The following is a 9,253-nucleotide window of genomic DNA, read 5'->3' on the forward strand; positions in this document are numbered from 1 at the left end:
ACTTTCGGCATATATTTGTTTTGTATAAATTTCCTTGAATAATGTTATACTTAATGTCAGGGAATCAGGGTCGACAAGGTTTTGGGGGTGGAAGTTAAGATGGCCAATATGCACAACACCAAAAGAATCATGATCAGTTTGCCGGATCATCTTTTGCAGGAAGTGGATGGAATCGTTGCGATGGAGAATTCCAACCGCAGCGAGCTGATCAGGCAGGCCATGAAGCTGTATCTGGGCGAACGGAAGAAACGTTTCATTCGCGAATCGATGCAGCGCGGATATATGGAGATGGCAAAAATCAATTTATCCATGGCCTCCGAAGCGTTCCACGCGGAGGAAGATGCAGACATCACTCTGGACCGCCTAGTAAGCGGGGTGTAAACATTGATCGTAAAGCGCGGCGACGTATTTTTTGCAGACCTTTCCCCTGTAGTCGGTTCCGAACAGGGTGGGGTTAGACCTGTGCTTATCATCCAGAATGATATCGGCAATCGATTCAGCCCAACGGCGATTGTTGCCGCTATTACGGCGCAAATCCAGAAGGCGAAATTGCCGACGCATGTTGAGATTGACGCGGCTACGCACGGATTTGACAGGGATTCCGTCATCTTGCTGGAGCAAATTCGAACGATCGACAAACAAAGATTAACGGATAAAATAACCCATTTGGACGATGAGACGATGAAGAAGGTCAACGATTCGCTGCTCATCAGTCTCGGTTTAATCGATTTTTGATTTTTTGAGCTATGCGCCTACATGCTGAAACGACGTTCCGGAGGGCATTCCCGGAGCGTCTTATTATTTTCATAGGATCGCATAATTTTGCTATTTAAAGCCGGCGGCCGATCAAGTACGATGAAGACAATCCCAGAACAAGGAGAGGTTGCCGATGACCGGTCAATATGAAATGTATGACGATCCTTTTAAAATGTTGATTTTGCTGGCCACGTTCGTGGCGGAGCAGCAGGGGAACCAGCTGGATTACGCAAATGTACTGCCTTACGAGAACGACAAGTTTTCGCTGGAGAACGGCAAATTCGTGTACAAGAAGGATCAGGTCGAAATTACCTGGTACGAATTCCTCGGGCGGGACATTCAAAGCAACAAGGACCTGTCCCGGCAGGAATACAACCGGATGTTCGTGGACTGCATGGCCTCCGTATACGGGGTAAGCTGAAACTACGGCAGCGGGTATAGCAAAAAAGTGCTAGCCGACAAGGGCAAGGTCCTTGCGGCTGGCACTTTTTGGTTGTTGGGGTTAACGCGGCATATCCCGTTCCTGGTGAGCGGATGGATATACGGTACGATATTGAGCGGGCTCCTATAGTGCGAATGTTCCGGGCTTTTTAATCGGTCCGCAGCGCGTAAATCGGACGAAGCTTCGCGGCCTTGTTGGCCGGGATCATCCCGAAGACGACGCCGATGAACAAGGAGAAGCCGAAGGCGATGATGACGATCGGAAACGAAACGGCCGTCGTGAGCGTCGAGTAGTGCCCGATCAAGGCGCTGGCCCCATACCCGAGCCCGATGCCGATCAGGCCGCCGAAGCCGCTGAGCGCCGTGGACTCCACCATAAACTGCATGAGAATATCCCGCTTCTTGGCTCCGATCGCTTTGCGTACCCCGATTTCCCGCGTACGTTCGCTGACGGAAACGAGCATGATATTCATGATCCCGATGCCCCCGACCAGCAGCGAAATGCCGGCGATGCCGCCGAGCGCCAAGGACAGCATCTGCGTCGTCGAGTTCAAGGTGTCCAGCATTTCCTGCGAATTGAAGATGCTGTAGGCATTGTCGGCGTTCAGGAATTTTTTGTCCAAGGTCGCTTCCAGCGACGTCTTGACCGCATCGATCTGCGTGGTATCTTCCACCTGCACGGTGATCGAGCGGACGCCGCGGCTTTGCAGGAAACGTTCCGCCGTGCCGATCGGGATCAACAGCTTGTTGTCGTTGGAGGCCGTCAGGCTTGAGCCTTTCGATTCCAACAGGCCGACGATTTTAAAGCTGGTGCCGTTGAGCTGGATGGTTTGTCCGACCGGATTGTCCGTCCCGAAAAAGGTGCTGGCCGCTTCGGTGCCGATGAGCGCGACCTTCATGCGGAACTCGTTGTCCAGATCGACGATATAACGTCCGGCTTGGACATGGAAATCCTGGACCTCTTCGTAGGATGGCGCGATGCCTTCCACGGAGAGGCTCTCGTTGGCCGTTCCTTTCTTGGCGGTTACGGAGCCGCTGATGACGGGGGAAACCGCCTTGACTCCTTCGATATCGGCCAAATCCATCGCTTCCTCGAAAGAGAGCGACGTCGTGCTGCCCCGGCCCATGATATTGACCGTAAGCAAATCCGTGCCCAAGCCTTCGAGTTGCTCGGTAATTTGCGAGGTCGTACCTTGCCCGACGGATACAAGCGTAATGACGGACGAAACGCCGATGATGATGCCTAACATGGTCAGGAAAGATCTGATTTTGGCGCCGATGATGCTTTTCCAGGCCATCTTGATGCTTTGGAGGAGATTCATGCCCGGTTCCCCCGATCTTCTACGATGTTGCCGTCTTGGATGCTGATGACCCGTTTGGCCTGCTCGGCGATGGAAAGATCATGGGTGATGATAATGATGGTATGCCCGAGCGCATTCAGCTCCTTCATCTTCTCCATCACTTCGACCCCGGTTTTGCTGTCCAGCGCGCCGGTCGGCTCGTCGGCGAGCAGCATCGGCGGCGAGCCGGCGATGGCGCGGGCGATCGCCACGCGCTGCTGCTGCCCGCCCGACAATTCGGAAGGGCGGTGGTGCATTCGGTCCTCGAGGCCGACGAGGCGGAGCGATTCCTCCGCCGCTTTTTTGCGTTCCTTGTGGGGAACGTTCCGGTAAATGAGCGGGAGCTCGACGTTTTCGAAGGCGGATAATTTCGGCAGCAGGTTAAACTGTTGGAAAATAAACCCGATCTTCTCATTGCGGATCGTCGCCAGTTTGTTGTCGGACAATTGGCGCACGTCCTGTCCGTCCAGCAGGTAGGATCCTTCATTGGCTACGTCGAGGCAGCCCAGCATATTCATCAGCGTCGATTTGCCCGAGCCGGAGGGGCCGATGATGGCGACGAATTCGCCGTGGCGGACTTGAAAGCTGACGTCATGCAGCACGGTCATCATTTCGCCGGCCATCATGTAGCCGTGTCCAAGGTTGCGGACTTCGATCAGCGGGTACGGTGCCGTGGCCATTATCTCCCACCCCCGCCGCTGAAGCCGCCTCCTCCGCCTGCAGGGGTGGTGCCTCCGCTGAAGCCTCCGCCTCCTGCTCCTCCGAAGCCGGCTCCACCGCCGCCGAAGCCTGCGCCGCCCATGGTTCCGCGCATCATCTGCTGCTGCGCGCCGGTATTGGCAGGGGTGGAGCCCATGACGGTAGGGATCACGACTTCTTCGCCTTCGCTGAGGCCGCTGACGATTTCGATCAGGCTTTCGTTATGCACGCCGACTTCGACTGCTTTGAATTGTCCGTTCATTCCGGCGGTCGTGCCGGAAGCGCGGCCCTGGCGGGTTGCCGTTTGCCCGGCGTCAGCGCCCGCCGAAGGAGTGCCGGCGTTTGCCTCCGGCGGTGCCTGGGTTGCGGCATCCGTGCCTTCAGTCGACTCGCCGGCCTGGCCCGCTCTGCCCGCTCCGCGCCCGGCGGCAGCGGTTCCCGCCGCGTCGGTGCCTTCAGCGCCGTCCGTTCCGGTACCGGATCCCGGCAGAATCACCACATACCGGTCCCCCCGCTGCTGCACCGCTTCAATGGGCAGGGTCAGGACGTCTTTTTTCTCATCGATGATGATCGTCGCTTCGGCCGACATGCCGACCCGAACGCCATTCGAATCGCTAAGCGCGATCGTGACGTCAAACAAGGAGACGCCGTTGGAGGAAACCCCTTCGTTGGCGATCTCCGACACTTCGCCTTCGAACGTTTGATCCGCCAGGGCATCTACCTGTACGTCGGATTTCATGCCCACTTTCACGTTCGGGATATCCAGCTCGTCCACCTGGATCTTGACGCTGAGCTTCTGATAATCGTTGATCACGAACAGTTCGCCACCGTTTTTGGCCTGCTCGCCTGCCGTGATGTTCACGCTGGTAATGGTCCCGTCGATCGGCGACGTCAAAGGATCCGGCGGGATTCTCTCTTCCTCCAGCTTGGCGATTTCCGTTTCGGTGTTGCCGATGTTCAGCTCCTGCTTGGCGATCGATTTTTTGGTGGCGTTTAGCGTTTGCTCGTCCGCCCCTTCTTGAACCTGGCGCTTAAACTGTTCCTGCAAATCGGACAGGTCCAATTTTTGCGATGCCAGCGAGGTTTGCTGCGCTTTGATGGTATCGGAGTTATCAGTGCCCTCGAACGTAAGCAGGACTTGCCCTTTTTTGACCACGTCGCCCGCTTTCACGAGCACGTCGCTGACTTTGCCTTCATCCTTGGTACGCACGGTCTCGCTTTCGGTGGACACGATGGACCCCGATCCGGATACGCTGACGGTAATGTCGCCCTTGCTGACCCGGGTCGTATTCTGGACGGCCGCGACCGTTTTATTCTGCTTGCCCGGAAACGTCAACGCCAGAACGAGGGCCAAGATGCCTAAGGCCAAGGCTCCGATACCGATCCACAACCATTTTTTTCTCATCGTATCACTCCAACTTTCCCCCAAGTTTTGAACATCTCTTTTCGCGCGGATCCGAGACTTATGTGCAAGTCGTGGTTTATTGTAAACGATGAAGATGAGACGAACCTGAACCATAGCTGAAAGTTTTCTGAGAGAATCTCCAGGGCGGGAGGCGGGCGGTAAAATATTTCATGGCATCCTAGTTATAGATCAAGTACAATAAAGTTAACTAACAGATCTGGAAAGCTTGTTCGGATCGCATTTATTTCTGGGGAGGACCTTTTTTCATGGATCAACGTCCGTCTGATACGCCTTATTCTTATTCGACTTTTAATCAATATCCGCCCGCGGTGCCGCCGACTCCGCCAAAAACGAACGGCAAATCGATCGCTTCGCTGGTGCTGGGCATCCTTTCGATCGTCATTCCTTACGTCGGCTTTATTTTGGGGATCGTGGCCATCGTGTTCTCCAGCCTGTCGTTCAAGGAAATTAAACGCACGAACGAGCAAGGCAAAGGCTTAAGCGTGGCCGGCCTCGTGTGCGGCATTATCGGAACCGCCCTTTACGGCATAATCTTGCTGATCGTGGTTATCGCTTTGCTGGCGTTTGCGGCATCGCCCGATCCGTATTCCTCCTTTTAATCCGGCTTCAATTGAACGGTAAGCACCGACGCCCTGGGCGCGGTGTTTATTCTTTTTGGAGGGGTGTTTCGACAAGGGGCGCTGGAAAAGGACTGCAAAGTTTGTGATAATAGAAACATTAGTATTTTCAGAATGAAAGAGGGATTACATTGGCGCAAACGGACACGAACGGAACAGTTGGACAAGGTGCGGTCGATGCTGGGGAACAGGAGCGGATCGTTGCCCAAATCGCCAGGGAATTGGGCTTGTCCCTGAAGCAGGTGCGAACGACGGTCGGGCTGCTGGACGAAGGCAACACGATTCCGTTTATCGCCCGCTACCGGAAGGAAATGACCGGGGAGCTGGACGAAAACCAGCTGCGCGATATCGAGGAACGTGCGCAGTATTTGAGAAACCTGGAGGAACGGAAAAAGGAAGTCGTCCGGATCATCGACGAGCAAGGAAAGCTGACGGACGAGCTGGCGGCGGCAATTGCCAAAGCGGTCAAGCTGCAGGAAGTGGAAGACCTGTACCGTCCTTACCGGCAAAAAAGAAAAACGCGGGCGAGCGTAGCCAAGGAGAAAGGCCTGGAGCCGCTGGCCGAATGGCTGCTGTCCCAACCGAAGCAGGGGGATCCGCTCGGCGAGGCGGCGGGATACGTGCAAGCTGCCGGGATCGAGAACGGAGTGGAGACGGCCGAGGAGGCGCTGCAAGGGGCGATGGATATCGTGGCCGAGATGGTCGCCGACGAAGCCGCTACCCGGGCCTGGGTCCGCAAGTATACGATGGACCACGGCATGATGGTATCCGAGGCAAAGTCGCCGGAAGAGGAATCCGTGTACGAGATGTATTACGACTATAGGGAGGCAGCCCAAAAAATGCCGTCCCACCGCATCCTCGCCATGAACCGCGGCGAGCGGGAGAACGTGCTGAAGGTGACGCTGGAAGTCGAGGCCGAGCCGATTTGCCGCCATATCGCCGGCCGGGTGATCCAAGGCCGTTCCGCGACGGAACATCTCTTGCAGGCGGTGATCGAAGATGCTTATAAGCGACTGATCGCGCCTTCGATCGAGCGGGAGGTCCGCGGCGAGTTGACGGAGAAGGCGGAAGGCCAGGCGATTTCGATCTTTGCCGGCAATTTGCGCAGCCTGCTGCTGCAGCCGCCCGTCCGCGGCCAGAACGTGCTTGGCGTCGACCCGGCGTACCGGACCGGATGCAAACTCGCCGTCGTCGACGACACGGGCAAGCTGCTGGAGGTAGCGGTGACCTATCCGACGCCGCCGAACAATAAGAAGCGGGAGGCCGCGGCCAAGTTTCACGAGCTGATCGACAAATACGCGGTGGGGCTGATCGTGATCGGCAACGGCACCGCCTCGCGCGAGACGGAGCAGTTCGTGGCGGAAGTGATCGCCGAGCGAAAGGGCAAGGACCGCAATCTGGCGTACCTGATCGTCAACGAGGCGGGGGCGAGCGTGTATTCGGCCTCCAAGCTGGCCCAGGAGGAATTCCCGGACCTGGACGTCGCCGAACGGAGCGCCGTGTCCATTGCGCGGCGGCTGCAGGACCCGTTGGCGGAGCTGGTCAAAATCGAGCCGAAGGCGATCGGCGTGGGGCAATATCAGCATGACGTATCCCAGAAGCATCTCGACGAAAGCTTGAAGAACGTCGTGGAATCGGCCGTCAACCATGTCGGCGTGGACGTCAATACGGCATCGCCGGCGCTGCTGTCCTACGTCTCGGGCGTCAACGCCACGACGGCCAAAAACATCGTCAAGTTCCGCGAGGAGAACGGCCGTTTTCGCAGCCGGAAGCAGCTGCAAAAGGTGCCGCGGCTAGGCGCCAAAACGTTCGAGCAATGCGTCGGCTTTCTCCGCATCGCGGAAGGCGAGCATCCGCTCGACCGGACGCCGATTCACCCCGAGTCTTACGACGTGGTGAACCGCCTGTTCGCCGAGCTGGGCGTCGGGCTGGCGCAGCTTGGCACCAAGGAGCTGAACGGCAAGTTGGCCGCGCTTAACCCGAGCGAGCTGGCACCCCGTCTGGAAGTCGGCGTGCCGACCCTGCGGGATATTCTCGAGAGCCTGCAGCGCCCCGGACGGGATCCCCGCGAGGAACTGCCGCTGCCGATTTTCAGGACGGACGTGCTGAAGATCGAGGACCTGGTGCCGGGCATGGAGCTGCAGGGCACGGTGCGCAACGTGATCGACTTCGGCGCTTTCGTCGATATCGGGATCAAAAACGACGGTTTGGTTCACATTTCCCAGCTCAGCAACGGCTACGTCAAGCATCCGATGGACGTCGTTTCCGTCGGCGATAACGTAACCGTCTGGGTGCTGAACGTGGACGTCAAAAAAGGCCGGGTAGGTTTGACGATGCGCAAACCCGCCGGACAAGCGGCACAATAAACCCATGCGACAAGAGCCGGAACGCGAGGGAGTTCTCCTGCGTTCCGGCTCTATTTATTCGTTCCGCACACCGTGCCGCTGCCGCCGCTACGGCCGATATCGCTATTCTATAATCCGGCGGTTTGCCTAAGTTTATCCGTATCGGGGACAAGGATCATCTTTTTTTCTACCCGGATCAGTTCGCTGTATTGCAGCTCCAGCATGACCTTCGTGACCGTTTCCCGTACGGTCCCGGACATATCGGCCAACTGCTGGTGAGTCAGCTTGAAGGCGATCAGCGTGCCGTCCGGTTTCGGCGTTCCATGCTGCTCCATCAGGCGCAGCAAGGTTCTTAAGATCCGCGTCCGGGCATCGAGCAACGTCAGATCCATGATCAGCTCGTTGGCTTTTCGCAAACGTCCCAGGGTAGTCTCCAGAATATTCAGCGTGATGATGGGATTCTGGGTGAGCAATTCGACGAAATCCCTTTGTTTCAGTACGTACAGGACGGATTTCTCAATCGCCCGCGCGGAAGCGGAACGGACTTGAATGCTTTCCAGCAGCGCCATTTCCCCCAAAAAATCACCCTCGCTCAACACCGCCAAAATGATTTCCCGATTCTCGTCGTTCCGGTAGACATGAATGAGGCCGGATTGAACCAGGTACAGTTCATCGCCTTCCTCACCCTCCCAGAAAATCGTAGTTCCTTTATCGTAATCCCGGGTCAGAAACAACGGAGCCATTTTGGCCAAGTCATCCTTGTCCAGATGTTCGAAATAAGGAAAGCTCCGGATTAAGTCCAAGTCGTTCATCGTTAAGCCTCCTCTTTCAAAAAATGCGTCAGACCCAAAGACCCGTTTTTTGAGCGGTGTTGCCAAGGGGGAAAGCGGCAGAAACATGACTTTCCTCCTATTTCGTAGCATGGATTACGGTTTTATAATTCGCGATGATTCGATCGTTTCCTTCAACGATTAAAGGGAGGTCCGGCTAATTCGGCAAAAAAGCGGCTAATAACGAAAAATAACTGGAGGATTTCCAGTTATTTTCTCGGAGCAGCTATACGGGTCATCGGTCAAGTGTAAAGCGGGGCGCGCTACGCCGTTTTTTGCCGACCGTGGTTGAAGTCGCCCCTATCAACGCTATTGCAGGTTGCTGTTTTCGCTTTGGTTATTCCGGCGGCTGTAATAAAAAAACCAGCAATCGTTAAGCAGCCGAATCTGGCGACGATCCCTCTTGTTAAAGGCACGCATGATTTGATTGCTGAGCCAATTAGGCACGCGTATCTCCTCCTCCGGCAATCCCTTTGGTATGAATAGGGTATGGGGCATTCCCCCAATCCGTGCAAGTCCCCCCATAAAGGAAGCTAAAATTCCGGCTTTTGATCACGAAGCATTGCTACGAAGCCGAGTCGGCGTCGAATCTTGCATTCACCCTCGAAGTCCGGTGCTCATGTAGGCTACACCTACACTGCGCTCCTCCTTCTTCGGGTTTACGCAACCTTCTCGGTGCTGAAAAGCCGGAATTTTAGCCTTGATTGGAGATTTAGCTAAAATTCCGGCTTTTGATCACGAAGCATTGCTACGAAGCCGAGTCGGCGTCGAATCTTGCATTCACCCTCGAAGTCCGGTG

The 9,253-nt window shown here is 56.0% G+C and carries 10 protein-coding genes; 5 read left to right on the plus strand and 5 right to left on the minus strand.

The genetic code is table 11. The annotated features are described in order from the left end of the window. The first annotated feature begins 99 nt into the window (after positions 1-99). The 3 genes from ACQ4N8_RS07755 (at position 100) to ACQ4N8_RS07765 (ending at position 1,177) form a co-directional block, all read left to right on the plus strand. The gene (locus ACQ4N8_RS07755) at positions 100-381 is read left to right on the plus strand and encodes a CopG family ribbon-helix-helix protein (protein ID WP_430703764.1); all 282 of its coding nucleotides are present in this window, start codon (positions 100-102) and stop codon (positions 379-381) included. A gap of 3 nt (positions 382-384) precedes the next feature. Next, entirely contained in the window at positions 385-735 is a 351-nt protein-coding gene (locus ACQ4N8_RS07760) for a type II toxin-antitoxin system PemK/MazF family toxin (RefSeq protein WP_059046614.1), read from the plus strand. 154 nt (positions 736-889) lie between these two features. Next, positions 890-1,177: a hypothetical protein gene (locus tag ACQ4N8_RS07765; protein ID WP_430703765.1), complete on the plus strand. Its 288-nt coding sequence runs from the start codon at positions 890-892 to the stop codon at positions 1,175-1,177. Between the two features lie 169 nt (positions 1,178-1,346). On the opposite strand, the gene ACQ4N8_RS07770 is transcribed toward ACQ4N8_RS07765, so the two are convergent. Genes ACQ4N8_RS07770 through ACQ4N8_RS07780 form a run of 3 tightly spaced genes read right to left on the minus strand, consistent with a single transcriptional unit; the run spans position 1,347 to position 4,641 of the window. Beyond that, on the minus strand, positions 1,347-2,519 hold the full coding sequence (locus tag ACQ4N8_RS07770; RefSeq protein WP_430703766.1) for an ABC transporter permease: 1,173 nt from the start codon (positions 2,517-2,519) through the stop codon (positions 1,347-1,349). Continuing rightward, positions 2,516-3,217, minus strand: a complete 702-nt coding sequence (locus tag ACQ4N8_RS07775) for an ABC transporter ATP-binding protein (RefSeq protein ID WP_430703767.1) — start codon at positions 3,215-3,217, stop codon at positions 2,516-2,518. The genes ACQ4N8_RS07770 and ACQ4N8_RS07775 overlap by 4 nt, the downstream gene beginning before the upstream one ends. Next, positions 3,217-4,641: an efflux RND transporter periplasmic adaptor subunit gene (locus ACQ4N8_RS07780; RefSeq protein WP_430703768.1), complete on the minus strand. Its 1,425-nt coding sequence runs from the start codon at positions 4,639-4,641 to the stop codon at positions 3,217-3,219. Before ACQ4N8_RS07780 ends, ACQ4N8_RS07775 begins: the two co-directional genes overlap by 1 nt. A 266-nt stretch (positions 4,642-4,907) precedes the next feature. On the opposite strand from ACQ4N8_RS07780, the gene ACQ4N8_RS07785 reads away from it, so the two are divergent. Next, positions 4,908-5,261, plus strand: a complete 354-nt coding sequence (locus ACQ4N8_RS07785; protein ID WP_430703769.1) for a DUF4190 domain-containing protein — start codon at positions 4,908-4,910, stop codon at positions 5,259-5,261. A gap of 149 nt (positions 5,262-5,410) precedes the next feature. Next, entirely contained in the window at positions 5,411-7,645 is a 2,235-nt protein-coding gene (locus tag ACQ4N8_RS07790) for a Tex family protein (RefSeq protein WP_430703770.1), read from the plus strand. A gap of 107 nt (positions 7,646-7,752) precedes the next feature. On the opposite strand, the gene ACQ4N8_RS07795 is transcribed toward ACQ4N8_RS07790, so the two are convergent. Both ACQ4N8_RS07795 and cmpA read right to left on the minus strand, forming a co-directional pair. Next, positions 7,753-8,436: a Crp/Fnr family transcriptional regulator gene (locus ACQ4N8_RS07795; protein WP_430703771.1), complete on the minus strand. Its 684-nt coding sequence runs from the start codon at positions 8,434-8,436 to the stop codon at positions 7,753-7,755. 327 nt (positions 8,437-8,763) lie between these two features. Next, the gene (gene cmpA / locus ACQ4N8_RS07800; protein ID WP_430703772.1) at positions 8,764-8,901 is read right to left on the minus strand and encodes a cortex morphogenetic protein CmpA; all 138 of its coding nucleotides are present in this window, start codon (positions 8,899-8,901) and stop codon (positions 8,764-8,766) included. Between the last annotated feature and the right edge of the window lie 352 nt (positions 8,902-9,253).

Origin of the sequence: Paenibacillus macerans (assembly GCF_050565405.1) — a bacterium.
GTDB lineage: Bacteria > Bacillota > Bacilli > Paenibacillales > Paenibacillaceae > Fontibacillus > Fontibacillus macerans_B.